Origin of the sequence: Pseudonocardia sp., assembly GCF_025465255.1 — a bacterium.
Lineage (GTDB): Bacteria > Actinomycetota > Actinomycetes > Mycobacteriales > Pseudonocardiaceae > Pseudonocardia.
This window is the reverse complement of sequence record NZ_JAODNI010000228.1, coordinates 33003-52192: the sequence shown is the minus strand read 5'-3', so window position 1 is coordinate 52192 and position 19190 is coordinate 33003. Positions and strand designations below refer to the sequence as shown.

Annotated in this window: 19 protein-coding genes and 2 pseudogenes; 14 read left to right on the top strand and 7 right to left on the bottom strand. The window is 72.0% G+C overall.

Translation table 11 applies throughout. From position 1 onward, the window contains the following. Together JWP64_RS28720 and JWP64_RS28715 are read right to left on the bottom strand one after the other, a co-directional pair. Window positions 1–456 (bottom strand): annotated as a pseudogene (locus tag JWP64_RS28720) (hypothetical protein); the annotation flags it as partial. A 386-nt stretch (window positions 457–842) separates the two neighbouring features. Next, window positions 843–1715, bottom strand: coding sequence for an acyl-CoA desaturase (locus JWP64_RS28715; protein ID WP_297503182.1), 873 nt, complete (start codon window positions 1713–1715; stop codon window positions 843–845). Between the two features lie 495 nt (window positions 1716–2210). Between JWP64_RS28715 and JWP64_RS28710 the strand changes: the two genes are divergently transcribed. Continuing rightward, the gene (locus JWP64_RS28710) at window positions 2211–2414 is read left to right on the top strand and encodes a cold-shock protein (protein WP_297503176.1); all 204 of its coding nucleotides are present in this window, start codon (window positions 2211–2213) and stop codon (window positions 2412–2414) included. 91 nt (window positions 2415–2505) lie between these two features. Here the strand turns inward: JWP64_RS28710 and JWP64_RS28705 are convergent, their stop codons facing one another. After that, window positions 2506–3432, bottom strand: coding sequence for an NAD-dependent epimerase/dehydratase family protein (locus tag JWP64_RS28705; RefSeq protein ID WP_297503175.1), 927 nt, complete (start codon window positions 3430–3432; stop codon window positions 2506–2508). Between the two features lie 274 nt (window positions 3433–3706). Between JWP64_RS28705 and JWP64_RS28700 the strand changes: the two genes are divergently transcribed. From JWP64_RS28700 to JWP64_RS28685, 4 genes are all read left to right on the top strand, one after another. After that, a complete protein-coding gene (locus JWP64_RS28700) occupies window positions 3707–4231 on the top strand; it encodes a hypothetical protein (protein ID WP_297503174.1) in 525 nt (174 codons plus the stop codon). Window positions 4232–4733: 502 nt separating this feature from the next. Further along, on the top strand, window positions 4734–5942 hold the full coding sequence (locus tag JWP64_RS28695; protein ID WP_297503181.1) for a DUF445 domain-containing protein: 1209 nt from the start codon (window positions 4734–4736) through the stop codon (window positions 5940–5942). A 73-nt stretch (window positions 5943–6015) separates the two neighbouring features. Further along, window positions 6016–7005, top strand: a complete 990-nt coding sequence (locus tag JWP64_RS28690) for an ATP-binding cassette domain-containing protein (RefSeq protein ID WP_297503173.1) — start codon at window positions 6016–6018, stop codon at window positions 7003–7005. Continuing rightward, window positions 7002–7805 carry an ABC transporter permease gene (locus JWP64_RS28685; protein WP_297503172.1) on the top strand — a complete coding sequence of 268 codons (804 nt, stop codon included), beginning with the start codon at window positions 7002–7004 and terminating at the stop codon, window positions 7803–7805. Before JWP64_RS28690 ends, JWP64_RS28685 begins: the two co-directional genes overlap by 4 nt. Before the next feature lie 4 nt (window positions 7806–7809). Here the strand turns inward: JWP64_RS28685 and JWP64_RS28680 are convergent, their stop codons facing one another. Together JWP64_RS28680 and crcB are read right to left on the bottom strand one after the other, a co-directional pair. Beyond that, the gene (locus JWP64_RS28680) at window positions 7810–8166 is read right to left on the bottom strand and encodes a CrcB family protein (RefSeq protein ID WP_297503171.1); all 357 of its coding nucleotides are present in this window, start codon (window positions 8164–8166) and stop codon (window positions 7810–7812) included. After that, window positions 8163–8633 (bottom strand): fluoride efflux transporter CrcB, encoded by a 471-nt coding sequence (gene crcB / locus JWP64_RS28675; protein WP_297503170.1) that lies wholly within the window; start codon window positions 8631–8633, stop codon window positions 8163–8165. Before crcB ends, JWP64_RS28680 begins: the two co-directional genes overlap by 4 nt. A gap of 124 nt (window positions 8634–8757) precedes the next feature. Between crcB and JWP64_RS28670 the strand changes: the two genes are divergently transcribed. The 7 genes and pseudogenes from JWP64_RS28670 (at window position 8758) to JWP64_RS31735 (ending at window position 15044) form a co-directional block, all read left to right on the top strand. Continuing rightward, window positions 8758–9216: a helix-turn-helix transcriptional regulator gene (locus tag JWP64_RS28670; RefSeq protein ID WP_297503169.1), complete on the top strand. Its 459-nt coding sequence runs from the start codon at window positions 8758–8760 to the stop codon at window positions 9214–9216. A 5-nt stretch (window positions 9217–9221) separates the two neighbouring features. Continuing rightward, window positions 9222–9998 (top strand): hypothetical protein, encoded by a 777-nt coding sequence (locus JWP64_RS28665; RefSeq protein WP_297503168.1) that lies wholly within the window; start codon window positions 9222–9224, stop codon window positions 9996–9998. A gap of 146 nt (window positions 9999–10144) precedes the next feature. After that, window positions 10145–10507: a DUF2516 family protein gene (locus JWP64_RS28660; RefSeq protein ID WP_297503167.1), complete on the top strand. Its 363-nt coding sequence runs from the start codon at window positions 10145–10147 to the stop codon at window positions 10505–10507. Then, the gene (locus JWP64_RS28655; RefSeq protein ID WP_297503180.1) at window positions 10501–11052 is read left to right on the top strand and encodes a YbaK/EbsC family protein; all 552 of its coding nucleotides are present in this window, start codon (window positions 10501–10503) and stop codon (window positions 11050–11052) included. Before JWP64_RS28660 ends, JWP64_RS28655 begins: the two co-directional genes overlap by 7 nt. 89 nt (window positions 11053–11141) lie before the next feature. After that, complete coding sequence (lon, locus tag JWP64_RS28650; protein ID WP_297503166.1) at window positions 11142–13442, top strand: endopeptidase La; 2301 nt, start codon at window positions 11142–11144, stop codon at window positions 13440–13442. A gap of 203 nt (window positions 13443–13645) precedes the next feature. Continuing rightward, window positions 13646–14116 (top strand): annotated as a pseudogene (locus JWP64_RS31740) (FAD-dependent oxidoreductase); the annotation flags it as partial. 616 nt (window positions 14117–14732) lie between these two features. Then, the gene (locus tag JWP64_RS31735) at window positions 14733–15044 is read left to right on the top strand and encodes a BBE domain-containing protein (RefSeq protein WP_366890757.1); all 312 of its coding nucleotides are present in this window, start codon (window positions 14733–14735) and stop codon (window positions 15042–15044) included. Window positions 15045–15105: 61 nt separating this feature from the next. Here the strand turns inward: JWP64_RS31735 and purU are convergent, their stop codons facing one another. After that, window positions 15106–15999 (bottom strand): formyltetrahydrofolate deformylase, encoded by an 894-nt coding sequence (gene purU / locus JWP64_RS28640; protein WP_297503165.1) that lies wholly within the window; start codon window positions 15997–15999, stop codon window positions 15106–15108. Window positions 16000–16250: 251 nt separating this feature from the next. Further along, window positions 16251–16751 carry a DUF2505 domain-containing protein gene (locus JWP64_RS28635; protein WP_297503164.1) on the bottom strand — a complete coding sequence of 167 codons (501 nt, stop codon included), beginning with the start codon at window positions 16749–16751 and terminating at the stop codon, window positions 16251–16253. Between the two features lie 23 nt (window positions 16752–16774). Here JWP64_RS28635 and JWP64_RS28630 point away from each other — a divergent pair, with 23 nt between their 5' ends. Together JWP64_RS28630 and JWP64_RS28625 are read left to right on the top strand one after the other, a co-directional pair. Beyond that, window positions 16775–17824: a UDP-N-acetylmuramate dehydrogenase gene (locus tag JWP64_RS28630; RefSeq protein WP_297503163.1), complete on the top strand. Its 1050-nt coding sequence runs from the start codon at window positions 16775–16777 to the stop codon at window positions 17822–17824. Between the two features lie 169 nt (window positions 17825–17993). After that, window positions 17994–19169, top strand: a complete 1176-nt coding sequence (locus tag JWP64_RS28625; RefSeq protein WP_297503162.1) for an Ig-like domain-containing protein — start codon at window positions 17994–17996, stop codon at window positions 19167–19169. The last annotated feature ends 21 nt before the right edge of the window (window positions 19170–19190 follow it).

Here is a 19190-nt window from a genome sequence, read left to right as displayed (position 1 = left end):
CGGCACGGCCGGTGCCGCCACGCCGGGGTCCGGGAGGGCAGGCGCGGGCAGGGCGGGCGCGGGCAGCGCGCCGACCGGGTCCGGAGCCGCGGCGGCGGGGTCCGGCGCCGCCGGCAGCGGGAGCTGCTCCTGGGCCGCGGCCGGCACGGCGTCCGCGGGGAGTGCCGCGACGACCGGCACCGCGGGTACGACGGGGACCGCCGGGACCGGGACGACGCCACCGAGCACCGAGGGCAGCAGGGCCTGGACCGTGGCCAGCAGCCCACCCAACAGGCCTCCGAGGGGCGTCACCGGCGCGGCGGGCAGGGCGGGTACCGCGGCGGGTACGGCGGGTACCGCGGGGACGGGGAGCTGTCCTACGACGGGTGCCGCCGAGGCCGTCCCCATGCCGAGGAGGGCGGCCGATCCGGCGACCGCGACGACGACGACCGACCGAGCCACTTTTCGTGAACGCACGACGAGCCTCCAACGGGTTTGATTCGACGTGCGAGATCTTGCGGAGCGCCCCCTTCCCGCGCCAGAGCCGGTTCAATCCCACCTCATCGGCGGAATTCCGCGATCGTCACGGAGCGCGACACCGCGCAGGCTTGAGTACCCGGACGGGGTCGCCCGAAGGAGGGTCGACGGCGGTGGCTCACCCGGGCGTGCCGTCGGCGCGCGCGACCGGGCGGCCGACCCGGAACGACACGTCACCCGAGAGCGTACGACTTCGCCGTCGGTCACTCGTTCGGGCCGCCGGTGACCGGCTGTGCAGGATCGACGCCCCGTTCGTCACCGCCCGTCACGCACGACGACGGGGCCCGGGCGCGATGCCCGGGCCCCGTCGCCGAGGAGAAGGTGCGTCAGCGCGCCGCGAGGCGCTCCAGCCGCTTCGTGGTCGGCCAGCGCACCGAGTGCGCCCAGCCGAACCGCTCGAAGAACCAGATGACCCGCGCCGAGATGTCGACCTGGCCGCGCTTCACACCGTGCCGCGCGCACGTCGGGTCCGCGTGGTGCAGGTTGTGCCAGGACTCGCCGAAGGACAGGACGGCCAGCCACCAGACGTTGGCGGAGCGGTCCCGCGCGGCGAAGGGCCGGTCTCCCCAGATGTGGCAGACCGAGTTGATGCACCAGGTGACGTGGTGCAGCAGCGCCACGCGCACGAGGCCGGCCCAGAGGAACGCGGTGAGCGCGCCCTGCCAGGACCACGTGGCCAGACCGCCGATCACGCCCGGCGTCACGATGCTGGCGATCGCGATCCACATGAAGCTGTCGTCCACCCGGACGATGTCGCGGTCCGCGAGCAGGTCCGGCGCGAAACGTTCGGCGTTCGTCTTGTCCCGCTCGAGCAGCCAGCCCATGTGCGCGTGCCAGAAGCCGCGGACGAGCGCCAGCGGGCCGGTGCCGAAGAGCCACGGCGAGTGCGGGTCGCCCTCCTTGTCCGAGAAGGCGTGGTGGCGGCGGTGGTCGGCGACCCAGGAGACGACGCTGCCCTGCAGCGACATGCTGCCGGCCACGGCGAGCGCGATCCGCAGCGGACGCGAGGCCTTGAAGGAGCCGTGGGTGAAGTAGCGGTGCAGCCCGACGGTCACTCCCAGGCCGCTGACCACGTAGAAGCCCACGAAGAGGCCGACGTCCACCCAGTCGAGCCCCCAGCCCCAGGTGAGCGGAACCGCGGCGGCGAGCGCGAGCGGCGGGATCGCCATGAACGCGATGACGAGGACCTGCTCGAGCATCGTTCGCTGCCCGGCGGTGACCGGGGCGGCGGCGGGAGGGGGCGGACGTTCGTGGGTGACTGCGGGCATGCCTGACCTTCGTTCGCTGAGGGGGGTGGTGGGTCGTCCGGACGGAGAAGGTCGTGACGGCACGGTCACGGACGGCGGCGGCGATGCCGCGCGCGATACCCGACCCACCTCTACGACGACCACCACAGGTAACGGTAGCGCAACGGCCAGGTCGCAGGGAGGTCGCGGCGGTGGTGTGGCGATCGCGTGTCCGGCGCGGGCGTGCCGTACACGTTGCGGTGCGGCCGTCGTCACGTCGGGGTCTGGTAGCGTTCGAGCCGGTTGCAGTCGTGTCTTCCTCGATCGCCGTGACAGCGTGCGTGCGAAGTGTGACAGCGGGCCCCGCGCGCGGTCCGAGGGTTCTCCTGTTCGGTGCGCGGCCTGCCCGCGCAGCCTCCGGTCGTCGCGATGTCGGCCGGATCCGTACCGTGTGTGGGAGAAATAGCTATGCCGCAGGGCACCGTCAAGTGGTTCAACGCCGAGAAGGGCTTCGGCTTCATCGCCACCGACGACAACGGGCCGGACGTGTTCGTCCACTACTCGGCCATCCAGACCAACGGCTTCCGGACCCTGGAGGAGAACCAGCGCGTCTCCTTCGAGGCCAGCCAGGGCGCCAAGGGTCCGCAGGCCGACACCGTGACCCCGCTCTGACGAACCTTCCGGTTTACGACGAGCTTCCGCCCCTGTAAGCAAGGGGCGATCCGATGCCGGCGATCCTTCGGGGTCGCCGGCATCGGCACGTCTAGAGGTACCTCTTCAGCCAGCCCGCGGTGAACGTCAGGCCCTCGTCGACGCCCCGGGGAGCGAATCCCAGCGCGCGGGCACCGGCGTCGTCCATGTGCACCGGCGGGAAGCCGCCGTAGACCTCCGAGCGTCTCGCGAAGGTCGGCGCGTCCGGTCCCAGGGTCGAACCGGGCGGCAGCGTGCGCACCCGGTGCGGGCTGCCCAGCAGTTCGGCGGCGGTGTTCACCACCCGTCCGAACGGCGCGACCTCGCCGCACAGCACGTACCGCTTCCCGGGATCCCCGTCGTCGAGCACGCGCAGCAGGCCCTCGCCGACGTCGGCCACCTGCACCCAGCCCATCGGCGCGTCGACGACCGTCGTGATCGTGCCGCGCGCCGCCTCCAGGAAGAGCCCGTTGTAGCTGAACGGCCCGCGCGGGCTCGGGCCGTAGATGCTGACGGGACAGGCGATCGAGACGGACAGGTCGCCGGCGGCGAGGACCAGTGCGTCCGCCTCCGCCTTGCTGGCGGAGTAGGGGTCGCTGAGCGCCGCGGGCGCGACGGGCTCCTCGGCGACGAGCCCGGTGGCGTCCATCACGGCCGCGCTGCTCGACGTCTGCACGAACCGCGGGACGCCCGCCTTGCGGGCCGCGGCCAGGATCGCCCGGGTCCCCTCCAGGTTCGCGTGCCGCACCTGCTCCGGTGTCCCGCCGACCGTCCCGGCCAGGTGCAGGACCGCGGCGCAGCCGTCGACGGCCTTCACGAGATCGTCCGAGTCCAGGTCCCCGGCGACGAGCTCGACGCCCGCGGGGAGCAGTTCGGCGGCCCGTCCCGGATCCCGCACCAGCGCTCGCACCGGCCGTGACCTGCGCACGAGCAGGTCGACGAGCACGCTCCCGAGATATCCGGTGGCCCCGGTGACGAACAGCACCGGAACATCATCCACCGCTCGTCCGCGGGACGGACGGTCGCCGGCGGGGCCCGGATCAGGGCATTCGCCGCCCGGTGGCCGCCCGTCCCGGTCCGGGAACCGGTGAGCCGTCGGTCACCGGTCGGCCGGGCGCCGTTCGTCGGCCCGTTCTCCATTCGTCTCCTCGTCACGTGCGGTCACCGCCGGGCACCCCCGAGTGGACACCTGAGAGCTCTCAGGGGGTGTTTCATCTCATGTGTGAAGGGGCGCCGACGACGGCGCACCGGCGGGCGAACCAAGGAGGTCGGCGATGTCGTGGTGGGACAGCTACCGGGCCGTCTACGGCGCGGAGCTGAGGGCTGCCGCGCGTGAGTACGTCGACCACGGGTGGCCGTTGGTCCCCGGGCCGGGCGCGGACGTGCTCCTCGACACGGGGTCCGTCCTCGACATCGTGGAGGTGCCGGCCGAGGTCGGCCGAACCGTCTGCGCCACGTTGCGTGACCAGGGCCAGGTGGTCCCGGTCGCCGCGACGCCGCACGACACGTGGTGGTTCCCGATGACCCCGAACCACGCCCTCCCGGCCGAGCTCAGCCTGCACGCGGACGTCGTGCTGCACACCGACGGCATCGGGGTCCTCGCCCCGCCGACGGAGCGGCCGGACGGCTGGGTGCACTGGCGGGTCGCCCCCGGGCTCGTCGGCTACCGGGTGCCCGACGCAGACGTGATCATCGAGGCCGTGACCGCCGCCGTCCGGCGGCGGGCGGCGAACGACGACGAGCAGCCGGGCGCCCAGCGGCCCGTCGCGGCCGTCGTCGCCGGAGTGCGCAAGGGCTAGTCCCTTGCGCCGGCGCGTCCGGCTCGTCGTCCGCGATCCCGCGGGGCATCGCCCCGCGCCGGACGACCCGGACGCACCTGGTGCGGCTCGGCGGCGGGGAGCACTTCTCCCCGAGCCTGGCAGCCGCACCCCGAACATGGCCGGGGCCGACGGAACACCGTCGGCCCCGGCCAGAACCATCTTCGGGGATCGTATGGTGTCCGGAGTCTCGACCGAGGCGTGGGGCAGCACGCCCCCACCGCTCGCGCCGGGGGAGCCCGCGCGACGGACCGCCGGACGGGTGGTCGCACCGCACACGCGCCGGTGCTCGACCCGGGCCCGACCGGTCCGGACGACGAGTGTTCGCACGGGCAGGCACTATGGGTTCGTGTCCCTCTCCGACCGCACCGACGTCGTCCCCGTGACCGAGCCCCCCGGACCGCGGCGTGGGACGCGGCCGTCCGTCCCGCTGGGTGCCTTCGGCCCGGTCGACGAGGAGATCAAGCGGCGCGACCTCCGGAAGATGAAGATGGTCGCCACCGGGTTCCTGCTCGGCGCGACGGTGCTGTTCCTCGTCATGCGCTACCTGGAGCAGATCCAGGGCCAGGCGTGGGCAGGCTACGTCCGGGCCGCGGCCGAGGCCGGCATGGTCGGCGCGCTGGCGGACTGGTTCGCCGTCACCGCGCTGTTCCGGCATCCCCTGGGGATCCCGATCCCGCACACGGCGATCATCCCGCGCAAGAAGGACACCATCGGCGACAGCCTCGGGGACTTCGTCGGCGAGAACTTCCTGTCCGAGGACGTCGTGCGGGACAAGCTCCGGCGCGTCGACGTGTCCTCGCGGGTCGGCGCCTGGATCGGCCAGGAGGCGAACGCGGACCGCATCACCGCGGAGCTCGCGACGGCCGCGCGCGGCGTCGTCACCGTCCTGCGGGACGACGACGTGCAGGAGATCATCGAGCAGATCCTGGTCCGCAAGATCCTGGAGAAGGAGGTCGGGCCGCCGCTGGGCAAGATCCTGGAGGGGATCCTCGCCGACGGGGCGCACCGGCGGCTCGTCGATCTCGTGTGCGACCGCGCCTACGACTGGGTCACGGACAACCAGGAGATGGTCCTGCGGGTCGTGCACGAGCGCGCGCCCATGTGGACGCCGCGGTTCGTCGACGACATGGTCGCGGACAAGCTGTTCAACGAGGTCCGCTCCTACGCCTGGGCGGTCAAGACGGACCCCGAGCACCCGCTGCGGCACGCCGTGGACCGCTTCCTCACCGAGTTCGCCGGGGACCTGCAGAAGGACCCGACGACCATCGCCCGTGCCGAGCAGGTCAAGCAGCAGGTCGTCGAGCACCCCGAGGTGCAGAAGTTCATCGGGCAGGCCTGGGGCGTCGTCAAGGGCATGATCCTCGACGCTGCGGCGGACCCGTCGAGCGCGCTGCGGATGCGGGTCCGGGACGGCCTGATGAGCTTCGGCGCCCGGCTCACGCAGGACGCGGAGCTGCGCGGGAAGCTCGACGGCTGGCTCGCGGACGCGGCGGGCTACGTCGTGCGGCACTACCGCCACGAGATCACCACGCTGATCACCGACACCGTCGCGAAGTGGGATGCGGAGGAGACCTCGCGGAAGATCGAGCTGCAGGTCGGGCGGGACCTCCAGTTCATCCGGATCAACGGCACGGTCGTCGGCGCGCTCGCCGGGCTGGTCATCTACACGGTGTCCGAAGTCCTCTTCTAGCCCGCGGCCGCGCACGAGCGCCGGGGCGCAAATCGGGCGAAAAGTGTCGGGGGCCCGCTCTAGTCTCCGCGGTATGACATCGACCGTGGCGGTACGCGCCGAGGGCCTCGTGAAGACGTTCGGCTCCACGCGCGCGCTCGACGGCGTGGACCTGGAGATCCCGGCCGGGACGATCCTCGGCCTGCTCGGACCCAACGGCGCCGGCAAGACCACGACGGTCCGGGTGCTCACCACGCTGCTCCGGCCGGACGCGGGGAGGGCCTGGGTGGCCGGGCACGACGTGGTCGCGGAACCCCAGGCGGTGCGGCGGGCGATCGGGCTGTCCGGCCAGTACGCCGCGGTGGACGAGAACCTCACCGGCTTCGAGAACCTCTACCTCGTCGGCCGGCTCTACGGGATGCGCCGCAGGCCGGCCCGCGAGCGGGCGCGGGAGCTGCTCGAGCGGTTCAACCTGCAGGAGGCGGCCGAGCGGCCGTCGAAGACGTACTCGGGCGGGATGCGCCGCCGCCTGGACCTCGCGGGTGCGCTGGTCGCGCAGCCGCCCGTCGTCGTGCTGGACGAGCCCACCACCGGGCTGGACCCGCGCGGCCGGCTGGACACCTGGTCGATGATCTCCGAGCTGGTGGCCGACGGGGCCACGGTGCTGCTCACCACGCAGTACCTGGAGGAGGCGGACCAGCTCGCGGACAGCATCGTCGTGATCGACAAGGGCCGGGCGATCGCGCGCGGCACGGCGGACGAGCTGAAGAACCGGGTCGGCGGGGAGAGGCTGCAGCTCGTCGTCGCGGACGCGGACCAGCTGCCGGCGGCGCGGACCGTCCTCGCCGAGGTCGGGTCCGGGGAGCCGGTCGTCGACGAGAACCTGCGACGGCTGTCCGTCCCGGTCGACGGCGGGACGAAGGCCCTGGTCGAGGTGCTGCGCCGGTACGACGGCGAGGGCATCGAGGTGCAGGACGTCGCGCTGCAGCGCCCCACGCTCGACGACGTGTTCCTCAGCCTGACCGGCCGGATCGCCGAGGACCCGGACGACGCCCCGGGCGCGGACCCGAAGGAGAAGAAGTGAACCCCGTGTCGCAGGCCGTCCGCGACGGCAGCATCGTCACCTGGCGGAACCTGGTCGGGATGAAGCGCGTCCCGGACGCGCTGATCGGCCTGACCGTGCAGCCGATCATGTTCGTGCTGCTCTTCGCGCTGGTGTTCGCCGGCAGCCTCGGCGGGGACACCTACCGGGAGTTCCTGATCGCCGGGATCTTCGCCCAAACCGTCGCGTTCAACGTCTTCTTCACGACGATCGGGATGGCGAACGACCTGGGCAAGGGCGTGATCGACCGGTTCCGGTCGCTGCCCATGTCCCGGGTGGCGGTGGTGCTCGGGCGTACGACGGCGGACCTGGGCGTCGGGGTGATCACCCTGATCGTCATGGCGCTCACCGGGCTGGTCGTCGGCTGGCGGATCCGCGGGAGCTGGCTGGACGCGCTGGCCGGCTTCGGGCTGCTCCTGCTGTTCTCCTTCGCGATGTCCTGGATCGGCGTGTTCGTGGGGTTGGTCGCGCGGAACGTGGAGGTCGCGCAGAGCGTCGGGCTGCTCTGGCTCTTCCCGTTCACGTTCCTGTCCAGCGCGTTCGTCTCGGTCCAGGGGTTCCCGAACTGGCTGCAGCCGGTGGGGGAGTGGAACCCGGTGAGCGCGGTGGCGCGGGCGTCGCGGGTGCTGTTCGGCAACCCGACCCAGCTGCCGGGCTTCCCGGAGTCCACGGCCTGGCCGGCGCAGAACGCCGTCCTCTACGCGGTGCTGTCGTCGATCGCGATCATCGCGGTCTTCCTGCCGCTGGCGGTGGCGAGGTACCGCCGGGTGGCCAGCCGGTAGCGCGTCAGACGAGGGTTCCCAGCGCGAGGCCGAGGCCGGCCGCTCCCAGGGCCGCCGACATCGAGCCGAGCGCGTTGAGGGCCGCGAAGAGGCGGGACCGGTCCGCGGCGAGCTGCACGGTCTCGTACCCGAAGGTCGAGTACGTGGTGAGGGCGCCGCAGAATCCGGTCCCCACCAGAGCGACGACCGCCGGTGAGGCCGTGGAGCCCAGCACGACCCCGAGCACGAACGAGCCCACGACGTTGACCGTGAACGTCCCCCACGGGAAGCCCGTGTCGTGCCGGGACTGCACCAGGCGGTCCGTCACGAAACGCAGAGGTGCACCGACCACGGCCCCGAGGGCCACTATGAGCGGGATCACCGGTGCCTCCCCTGCCCCGCCGCCCGGGCCAGGGCGACACCGGCCCAGGTTGCGAGCAGGGCCGCGGCGAGGGTCCCGAACAGGTACCCGAAGGCCGTCCCGACGTGCCCGTCCCGCAGCAGGCGCTGGGCGTCGACGGCGTAGGTGGAGAACGTCGTGAACCCGCCGAGGATCCCGGTCGCGACGAACGGCCGGAGCAGCGGATGCGGAGTGCTCAGCTCGGTGAGCACCACGAGGAGCGCCCCGATGACGAAGGCGCCCACCACGTTGATCGCGAACGTCCCGACCGGGAAGGCTCCGGGCGAGCCCGGCAGGGCGAGTCCGACCGCCCAGCGGGCGAGCGCACCGAGCGCGCCGCCGACGGCGACCGCGCCGATCGCGGGCAGCTGGCCGGACAGGGGCTCGAACACGCGTCGCGGAGGGGCGAAGACCTCGTCCTCGCCGCTCGTCGGCAGGCTCAGGGGCACGGACGGACCCTAACCGCACGATGCTCGGGACGTGGCGCAGGCCACGCCACCAGCGCAAGCATTCCGCTTGCAACAGCTAGCACTCGTGCGTACGGTCGGTGTCGTGCGAGGGAGGTGAATGCAGATGACCGAAGACCCGAAGAGTGACGGCACCACCGAACGCGTCGGCCAGGCGGTCGAGCAGGTCGGTCAGGCCGTCGGCCAGGCGGTCGACGACATCGGCTCCTACATCCGGGCCCAGCGGGAGACCGCCCAGGTCAGCCTGCGTCAGCTCGCCCGGACCGCCGGCGTGAGCAATCCCTACCTCAGCCAGATCGAGCGGGGGCTGCGCAAGCCGTCGGCCGAGATCCTGCAGCAGATCGCCAAGGGGCTCCGGATCTCCGCCGAGGCGCTCTACGTCAAGGCCGGGATCCTCGAGGAGAGGCCGCTGAGCCTGGTCACGGACGCGGTCCTTTCCGACGTCGCGCTGACCGAGCGGCAGAAGCAGGTCCTGCTCGACATCTACCAATCCTTCCGTCGCGAGAACGACCTACCGGCCGATCCCGGCGAACCAGCAGTTCCGACACCAGAACAGGGGAAGTGATCACCATGCCCGTTTCGCTGCCGACCGCCGCGGACGTCCGCAAGGTCCGTGAGCAGGCTGCCAAGAACGTCTCCGAGCAGGCCGGTGTCGTCAAGACGCCGCTGCTCGCCGCGCTCGGCGCCGGCGACTACGCCGTGAGCACCGTGCTCGGTGCCTACAGCACCGCCCGTGCCCGGACGACCGAGCAGGTCGGGGCCGCGCAGCAGCGCGCTGCCGAGCTGCCCACCGAGCTCGCCGATCTGCGCGGCAAGCTCAGCACCGACGAGCTGCGCAAGCTGGTCGACGAGCTGCGCGCCCAGGCCGAGAAGTACTACTCCGGCCTCGCGAAGCACGGCGAGACCACCTGGAGCAAGATCCGCCGGCAGCCGCAGGTCAAGCAGGCCTTCAGCACCGTCGAGTCGCTCACCGAGACCTTCGACGCCCGGCTGGACGGCTTCGTCGACGACGCGCACGACGCGGCGGAGAAGGCGCTGTCCACCGTGACCCGCCAGACCCGCTCGGCCGGCGAGAAGGCCGCGCAGCGGACCCAGAAGTTCGCCGAGGAGGTCGCCGAAGAGGTCACCGAGGTGACGTCCGACGCCGGCGCCAAGCTGACCTCCGTGGGCGAGGACACCGCCGCGAAGATCGACGAGGCGGGTGACGACGCCGCCGCCACCACGCGCAGCACCACGCGCAAGGCCGCGAACCGCACCGCCCCGAAGACGACGCCGAAGACCGCGACCCGCAAGCCGGCCGCGCGTCGTACCGGCACCAACGGCACGAACGGCACCGCCGAGAGCTGATCTCCCCAGTTCGCCCCGACGGCCCCGGAGCCTCCCGCTCCGGGGCCGTCGTCGTGCCCGGCCGGCCGGGGCGCGACCGCACGATGTTCATGAACGGTCACGGGGCGGGAGTGTCGGGAACCCGCCTGCGCACGTAGTCTGGGCCGGTGAACCTGCTAGCGAACCTCGACTCCCTGGTGCTGGCCGTCATCGGCATCGTGGTCGCCGTGGTGTCGGGGTACGCGTTCGTCCACGTCGTGCGGCAACGCGCGGACGCATTCCAGGCGGCCGGGAAGCTGACGAAGAACGCCTGGCTCGGCATCACCGGGGCGTCCGGGTTGTTCCTGCTGCTCATCCCGGTCTTCCGGGTCGTCTACAGCCCCAGCTTCGCGGGCATCCTCGCGGCCTTCCAGGGGCTGCGCAGCGAGTTCACGCTGTTCTGGCTGGCCGGCCTCGTGGCCACGCTCGTGTACGTCGTCGACGTGAAGCCCGCCGTCGTCGGGGTGCAGCGGGGCGACCAGCGCTGGTGATCTGGTCCGTCCTCGGCACCCTGCGCGCGGTGCCCGCACTCGACCGCCCGGACCTGCTGGCCGAACCGGTCGTCAAGGCCCTCGCCGCCCTGGACGACGCGAGCGGCGTGGGTGTGGCGGAGATCGATCCCGACCTGGCGGACACCGCCGCCTTCTGCGCTGCATACTCCTCGCCGCCCGAGTCGTCGGCGAACTGCGTCGTCGTCTCCGGGAAGCGCGGGGGCGAGGTGCGCTACGCGGCGTGCCTGGTCCTCGCGACGACCCGCGCGGACGTCAACGGCGTCGTGCGCAAGAAGCTGGACGTCCGGAAGGCCTCGTTCGCGCCGACTGCCGAGGCCGTCGAGCTCACGGGCATGGAGTACGGCGGGATCACCCCGCTCGGCCTGCCCGCGGACTGGCCGTTGCTGATCTCGCCCGAGGTCGCCGCCGCCGAGGCGGTCGTGGTCGGGAGCGGGATCCGCGGGTCGAAGCTCGCCGTCCCCGGCGCGGTACTGGCCGCCCTGCCCGGTGCCGAGGTCGTCGAGGGTCTCGCCCGACCTGCTTGAGTCCGCCTCGCTCAAGGTTCCTGCGTTCACTGACAGCGTAATTACTTGAGCGTTGGAATGTGTCTTGCGGTGTAAGCGTTGTTCAGGACATGACACAGACGCTGAAGCTGCCGGTGCTTCCGCTGACCGACTCGGTGGTGCTGCCCGGCATGGTGGTTCCCGTCCGGCTCGATGCGCCGGAGGTTCAGGCTGCGGTTGACGCCGCAGAAGGCAAGAAGGTCCTGGTCGTCCCCCGTGTCGACGGCAAGTACGCCGCGATCGGTGTGGTCGCGGTCCTCGAACAGATCGGCAGGCTCCCCAGTGGGGAGAAGGCCGCCGTGGTCCGCGGTGAAGGACGCGCACGTATCGGCTCGGGTGTGACCGGGCCGGGATCGGCCCTCTGGGTCGAGGCCGAGACCGTGGACGAGGGGCCGGTCGCCGGCCGCACCCACGAGCTCGCCAAGGAGTACAAGGCGCTGGTCGTCTCGATCCTGCAGCAGCGGGGTGCGTGGCAGATCATCGACAGTGTCCAGCAGATCTCCGACCCCTCCGAGCTGGCCGACACGGCCGGCTGGAACGCCTGGCTCGACCTCGAGCACAAGGTGCAGCTACTCGCCGAGGTCGACGTGACCCGGCGCCTCGAGCTGCTGCTCGAGTGGACGAAGGCGCACGTCGCCGAGCAGGAGGTCTCCGAGAAGATCTCGAACGACGTCCGCGAGGGCATGGAGAAGCAGCAGCGTGAGTTCCTGCTGCGCCAGCAGCTCGCGGCCATCCGCAAGGAGCTGGGCGACGACGACCCCGAGGGCGAGGCGGACTACCGCGCTCGCGTCGAGGGCGCCGACCTGCCCGAGCACGTCCGTAAGGCTGCGCTGACCGAGGTCGGCAAGCTGGAGCGGGCGTCGGACCAGAGCCCGGAGTCGGGCTGGATCCGCACCTGGCTGGACACGGTCCTGGACATCCCGTGGAACGAGACCACTGTCGACACCGACGACCTGGTCGCCGCCCGCGCGATCCTGGATGCGGACCACGCCGGACTCGACGACGTCAAGGAGCGTCTGATCGAGTTCCTGGCCGTCCGGTCCCGCCGCAACCGCAAGGGCCTGGAGACCGTCGGTGGACGCGGCTCGGGTGCCGTGCTCGCGCTCGTCGGACCTCCCGGCGTCGGCAAGACGTCCCTGGGTGAGTCCGTGGCGCACGCGCTCGGCCGCAAGTTCGTCCGCGTCGCCCTCGGCGGCGTGCGCGACGAGGCGGAGATCCGCGGGCACCGGCGCACCTACGTCGGCGCGCTGCCCGGCCGGATCGTCCGGGCCATCCGCGAGGCCGGCTCGATGAACCCGGTCGTGCTGCTCGACGAGATCGACAAGGTCGGCAGCGACTACCGGGGCGACCCGTCGGCCGCGCTGCTGGAGGTGCTGGACCCGGCGCAGAACCACACGTTCCGCGACCACTACCTCGAGGTCGACCTGGACCTGTCGAACGTCCTGTTCCTGGCCACCGCCAACGTGTACGACACCATCCCCGGCCCGCTCGCGGACCGCATGGAGATCGTGACGCTCGACGGCTACACCGAGCAGGAGAAGATCGCGATCGCGCGTGACCACCTGCTGCCGCGGCAGATCTCGAAGGCGGGTCTGGAGACCTCCGACGTGGAGTTCTCCGAGGTCGCGCTCGGGATGATCGCCGCCGAGTACACCCGCGAGGCGGGCGTGCGGCAGCTGGAGCGGGGCCTGGCGAAGGTCCTGCGGAAGGCCGCCGTCGCGCTGGACTCCGGCACAGAGGCACCGATCCACGTCGACGCGCAGACGCTCGTGAAGTACCTCGGGCGGCCGCGGTTCACCCCGGAGTCCGCGGAGCGCACGTCGGTTCCCGGCGTCGCAACCGGACTGGCCGTGACCGGAGCGGGCGGTGACGTCCTCTTCATCGAGGCCACCGCGATGGACGGCGACCCGGGCCTGACGATCACCGGGCAGCTGGGTGAGGTCATGACCGAGTCCGTCTCGATCGCGCTCTCGTACCTGCGGTCCCGCGGGCTCGCCGGTGACCTGGCGTCGAAGAAGCTGCACGTCCACGTGCCGGCCGGCGCGGTCCCGAAGGACGGGCCGAGCGCGGGCGTCACGATGACGACGGCGCTGGCGTCGCTCGCGTCGGGGCGTGCGGTGAAGTCGTCGGTCGGGATGACCGGCGAGGTCACGCTGCAGGGCAAGGTCCTGCCGATCGGCGGGGTCAAGCAGAAGCTGCTGGCCGCCCACCGTGCCGGACTGACGGACGTGATCATCCCGAAGCGCAACGAGCCCGACCTCGACGACCTGCCGGAGTCGGTGCGCGGTGAGCTGCGGGTCCACCCCGTCGCGGACGTGGCGGAGGTCCTGGAGCTGGCCCTGGAGCCGGTGCAGGAGCACGCCGCGGCCTGACCCGGTTGATCTACACGAACGGCACTTTCGCTCATACCTGGTGAGCGGAAGTGCCGTTCGTCGCATTTGGGCCCGAGACCGCCTGAACGCCAACATCAAGCCCGTCTGACCGCCCGTCGGGTCGGGTCGACACGTTCCGCTGACTATGATGTATCTCACTTTCGGTGAGGTTTCTCTGCCTTCTATCCGACGGAGGAGGAGCCATGACCAGCACGGCGCGGTACGACGTCGACGGGTTGCGGGGTGCGATGACCGGCGCCGTCGTCCTGCCCGGCGAAGCCGGCTACGACGACGCCCGGTCGATCTGGAACGGCGCGATCGACCGCAGGCCGGCACTGATCGCACGATGCCGGACCGCGGACGACGTGGCCGCCGCCGTCACCTTCGGCCGCGACCACAGCCTGGAGATCGCCGTCCGCGGAGGCGGACACGGCTTCGCCGGGACGGCGGTCTGCGACGACGGGCTCATGATCGACCTCTCGCTCCTGAACGGCGTGCAGGTCCACCCGCACGAACGCAGGGCGGTCGTCGGGGGCGGGGCGACCCTGGCGGACCTCGACGCCGCCACCCAGGCCCACGGTCTCGCCGTGACCGGTGGAGTCATCAGCCACACCGGCGTCGGCGGGCTGACCCTCGGTGGTGGCATGGGCTGGCTGGCGGGCCGCTGCGGGCTCAGTCTCGACAACCTGGTCGGGGCCCAGGTGGTGCTGGCCGACGGCCGCATCGTCCACGCCGCGGAGCGCGACCACGCCGACCTGTTCTGGGCACTACGCGGCGGCGGCGGCAACTTCGGCGTCGTCACCGAGTTCGAGTTCACCCTGCACGAGGTCGGCCCGGAGGTGCATCTCGGGCTGCTGTTCTGGGGTCTCGACCAGGGCCGTGAGGCGCTCCGGGCGTGCCGGGACTCCATCCCTGGTCTGCCCGAGACCAGCGGCGTGCTCATCGCGGCGGCCATGAACGCGCCTCCCGCGCCGTTCGTCCCGCCGGAGCACCACTTCGCACCCGGTCACGCGCTGATGGTCGTCGGGTTCGACGGCGCGGAGGAGCACGACCGCTCGCTCGACGCCGTCCGCCGGGCATGTCCGCCGCTGTTCGAGTTCGTGACCCCCCTCCCGTACGTCGCGCTGCAGGGCATGCTCGACGACAGCGCACCGTGGGGGATCGGCGGCTACGAGAAGGCGCTCTACCTCGACGATCTGACGGATGACGCCGTCGACGTCCTCGCCACGCGAGCCGGTGAGAAGCGCTCGCCGCTGAGCTTCGCCCCCATCTTCCTGCTGGACGGCGCCTATGCGCGGGTCGGCGACGACGACACCGCGTACGGGGGCCGGCGGAGGCGGCAGTACGTCGTCAACATCGCAGCGGTCGGCCCGGACCTCGCCGCACCGGCGGTCGACCGCGACTGGGTCCGGTCCATCTGGGACGAGCTCAGGCCGCTGGCCGCGGACGGGGGGAGGCTACGTGAACTTCATGGCGGAGGCGGACGCCGACCGGGTCCGCGCCAGCTACGGCGCCGCGAAGTACGAGCGGCTGGCGCACATCAAGGCCGAGTACGACCCGGGGAACCTCTTCCACCGCAACGCCAACATCAAGCCCGCCTGAGGGCTGTGCGCGGGGTAGGTGGCGCTGCGGCACCATCTACCGCGCACGGGCGGCTGAGCCGCTACTTGAACACCACGGTCTTGTTGCCGTGGACCAGCACCCGGTCCTCCAGGTGCCAGCGCAGGCCCCGGGCGAGCACGAGGCGCTCGATGTCCCGGCCCCGGCGGACCATGCTGTCCGGCGTGTCGCCGTGGTCCACCCGGATGACGTCCTGCTCGATGATCGGGCCGGCGTCGAGGTCCGCGGTGGCGTAGTGGCAGGTCGCGCCGATCAGCTTCACCCCGCGCGCGTACGCCTGGTGGTACGGCCGGGCGCCCGCGAACGACGGCAGGAAGCTGTGGTGGATGTTGATCGCGCGCCCGCCCCACTCCTCGCACAGGTGCGCGGGGAGGATCTGCATGAACCGGGCCAGGACGATCGCGTCCGGCTCGTGCGCGTCGACGAGCTTGCGGACCTCCTCGAACGCCGCGACCTTGCCCTGCTCGCGCTTCGGGTCCCGGACGCTCGGGAACGGCACGTGATGGAACGGCACGTCGTGCGCGCGCACGAGGTCCCCGAGCGAGTCGTGGTTGCCGATCACCGCATCGAGGACGACGGGTAGCTCGCCCGCCTGAACCCGGCCGAGCAGGTCGTGCAGGCAGTGCGGCTCCTTGGTGACGAGCAGGACCGCGTGCTTCGGCACGCCCGTGTCCGTCACCCGCCATGTCGCCTCCGGGCCGAACTCGGCCGCGACCTCGGCGAAGCGGACGCGCAGCTCGTCGACGTCGAAGGGGACGGAGTCCGCACGGATCGCCTGGCGCGTGAAGAACCAGCCGTCCTGCGGTTCCGCGTGGTACGCCGCCTCGACGATCCAGGCGCCGGCGTCCGCCAGGAATCCCGCGATCCGCGCGACGATGCCCGTACGGTCAGGGCAGCTGAAGGTGATGACGTAGCGGCGGTCTCGTCCGGGTTCCACGAGGGAAAATCGTGCCACTGCCCTGATCACGGCCCCCGCCGGGTGCGGATCCGGGTCGCCGGGGGCAGGCCGGGCCCCTGCCGGAGACGCTTTCCCGCGACGGTGCCCGCGCACGGGGTGGGCGGCGTGTGCGTCGTGGGCGCGCGTTCCCAGCCCTCGGACTGCTGGTGCGACCGCTCGAGTTCGGGACGCGTCTGCGCAGGTCACAGAGGGTTGTGCGGGCGTAGCCTCGTTCTAGCGAGGCTGCGCGCTCACAGGGAGTCGAGGTAGGCGTGGGTGAACTCGGCCTCCATGGCGAGCAGGCGCTTGATCTGGTCCCCGACCGTCGCCTCGATCTTGCCGCCGATGACCGGGACGTTGACCTTGGTCTCGATGTGCACGTCGAACGAGCTGCCCTCGGCCGTCGGGGCGAGCTTCATCGTCCCGTTCGCGCCGGCGGGCAGGCCGGGCAGCCGGACCTCCACCGTGCCGTCGTAGGAGCCGTCGCGCGCCGGCGTCCAGGTCTCCCGCCGCTGGACGACGATGTCGCTCTTGAGGAACGAGCGGACCACGCCCGGCAGGTCCTTCTCGTCGAGCCCGTGCTTGAGCCGGTAACGCACCCCCGACTCGTCCGCGTCGTACTCCAGGATCTCGGCCCCCCGGCCGCCGATCTCCTTGAGCCGCCTGTTCAGGTAGTTCTGGTCGATCATGGCTGCGTAGACCGCGTCGACGGGGTGGGCGGACGTCGAGCGGTAGTCGATCGAGCGAGACATGGGCGGAGGCTACCGTCGTGGCCGTGCAGACACCCGTTCTCCCGGTGCCCCGCCCGGACGTGCCGCTCGCCCCGCTGACGACGCTGCGCCTCGGCGGCCCGGCCCGGCGCCTGGTCGAGGCCCCGTCCGCGGAGGCGGTGGTGGCGACGGTCCGCGCGGCGGACGCGGCGGGGGAGCCGGTGCTGGTGCTCGGCGGCGGGTCCAACGTGGTCGTCGCGGACTCGGGTGTGGAGGGCACGGTCGTGCTCGTCACCGGTACCGGGATCGCCACCGAACGTCGCGAGGACGGATCGGTGCTGGTCACGGTCGAGGCGGGCGAGGACTGGGACGCGGTCGTCGCGGCCACGGTCGCGGACGGGCTGGGCGGGCTGGAGTGCCTCTCCGGGATCCCCGGCCGGACGGGTGCGACGCCGGTGCAGAACGTCGGCGCGTACGGCGTGGAGATCGCCGAGCTCCTGGTCGACGTCGACCTCTACGACCGGCGCTCAGGCACCGTCCGCGCGCACGTCCCGGCCGCGAGCCTGGGCCTGGGCTACCGCACGAGCGTGCTGAAGAGCACGGGCTCCGCGATCGTCCTGCGCGTGCGGTTCTCGCTGCCGGGCGGCGCGGAGAGCATGCCGATCCGCTACGCCGAGCTCGCCCGCACACTCGGCGTCGAGCAGGGGTCCCGGGTGCCGGCCGGCGTCGCCCGCGAGGCCGTGCTGGCCCTGCGCCGGGGCAAGGGCATGGTCCTCGACCCCGGGGACCACGACACGTGGAGCGCGGGCTCCTTCTTCACCAACCCGATCCTCCGCGAGGGCACCGTCCCGGCGGCACCGGGCTGGCCCGCGGGGGACGGCCTGGTCAAGCTGCCGGCAGCCTGGCTGATCCAGCACGCGGGGTTCGGCCGCGGCCACGCCGGGCCCGGCGGCCGGGTCCGGCTCTCCACGAAGCACGTCCTCGCGCTGACGAACCGGGGGGCCGGCCGGACCGAGGACCTCCTCGGGCTCGCCCGCGAGGTGCGGGACGGCGTGCGGGACGCGTTCGGGGTCGAGCTGCATCCCGAACCGGTGCTCGTCGGGTGCGCGTTGTAGGGACACAGCGTGACGATCGGCACAGCGCCACCCGAACGGGAGAGGTGCGCCGAAACCGGCGGAGTCGCCGCGTAACCTCGCGAAGGCACCCGATTCCTCCCCCGGCGCGCGCAACCTCGCTCGCCCTCCGGACGTCCATCACCGGGGAGTCGGGCTCGTGGGGGAGAGAATGCGTCGTTTTCTGCTGATCCTGGCCGTGATCGCGGTCGGATCGCTCGGTGTGGTCACCGCGGCCACGGCAGCCGGTGGGAAGGATGGTTCCGCGAGCAGCGCGGCGCCGGCCCTGCTGGTTCCGGACGCGTCGGTGGCCTACCAGCCCGCGGCGGGGGCCGCGGACGTGAACCCGGCGTCGCCTGTCTCGGCGACCGTCGAGGACGGAACGTTCGAGCAGGTCTCGCTCACCGACGCCGACGGCAAGCCCGTGTCCGGCGCGCTGAACGCCGAGAAGACCGCGTGGACGGCGAGCGAGCCGCTGGGCTACGGCACGGACTACACCTGGACCGGGGTCACGAGCGGCGGGGACGGCGTGCAGGTGCCCGTCCAGGGCGGCTTCCGCACCGTCACCCCGAGCAAGGCCGTGCGCGGCGTGATCAACATCGGCGACGGCCGGACCGTCGGCGTCGCGGCGCCGATCGAGATCCAGTTCAACAGCCACGTCGAGGACCGGGCGGCGGTCGAGCAGGCGCTGCGCGTGCGGACGTCGACGCCGATCGAGGGCGCGTGGGGCTGGCTGCCGGCCGAGAACGGCGGCTCCCGTGTGCACTGGCGGCCGAAGGAGTACTGGCCGGCGAACACGGACGTGACGGTCACCGCCAAGCTCTACGGCGTCGCCTACGGCGGCGGGGAGTACGGCGCGGCGGACGTCGACAGCACGTTCCGGATCGGCCGCGCGCAGATCGTGAAGGCGGACGCGCGGTCGTTCCAGATGGTCGTCGAGCGGGACGGCAAGCAGGTCGCGAGCTACCCGGCCAGTTACGGCCTCGCGTCGGACCCGAACCGCAACACCCGCTCGGGCGTCCACATCGTCACCGAGAAGTTCACGGACAAGCGGATGATCAGCGCGCAGTACGGCTACGACGTCGTCGAGAAGTGGGCCGTGCGGATGAGCAACAACGGCGAGTTCATCCACGCCAACCCCGCCTCGACGGGCGCGCAGGGCTCGTCGAACGTCACCCACGGCTGCGTGAACCTGTCGATCGACAACGCGAAGGCCTACTACGACACCGCCCTCTACGGGGACCCGGTGGAGGTCACGGGCACCCCGGTCCAGCTCTCGTCGAAGGACGGGGACGTGTGGGACTGGACGCTGTCGTGGGACAAGTGGCGCCAGCTCTCGGCCCTTTGAGGAATGGTTCACGCTCCGCGA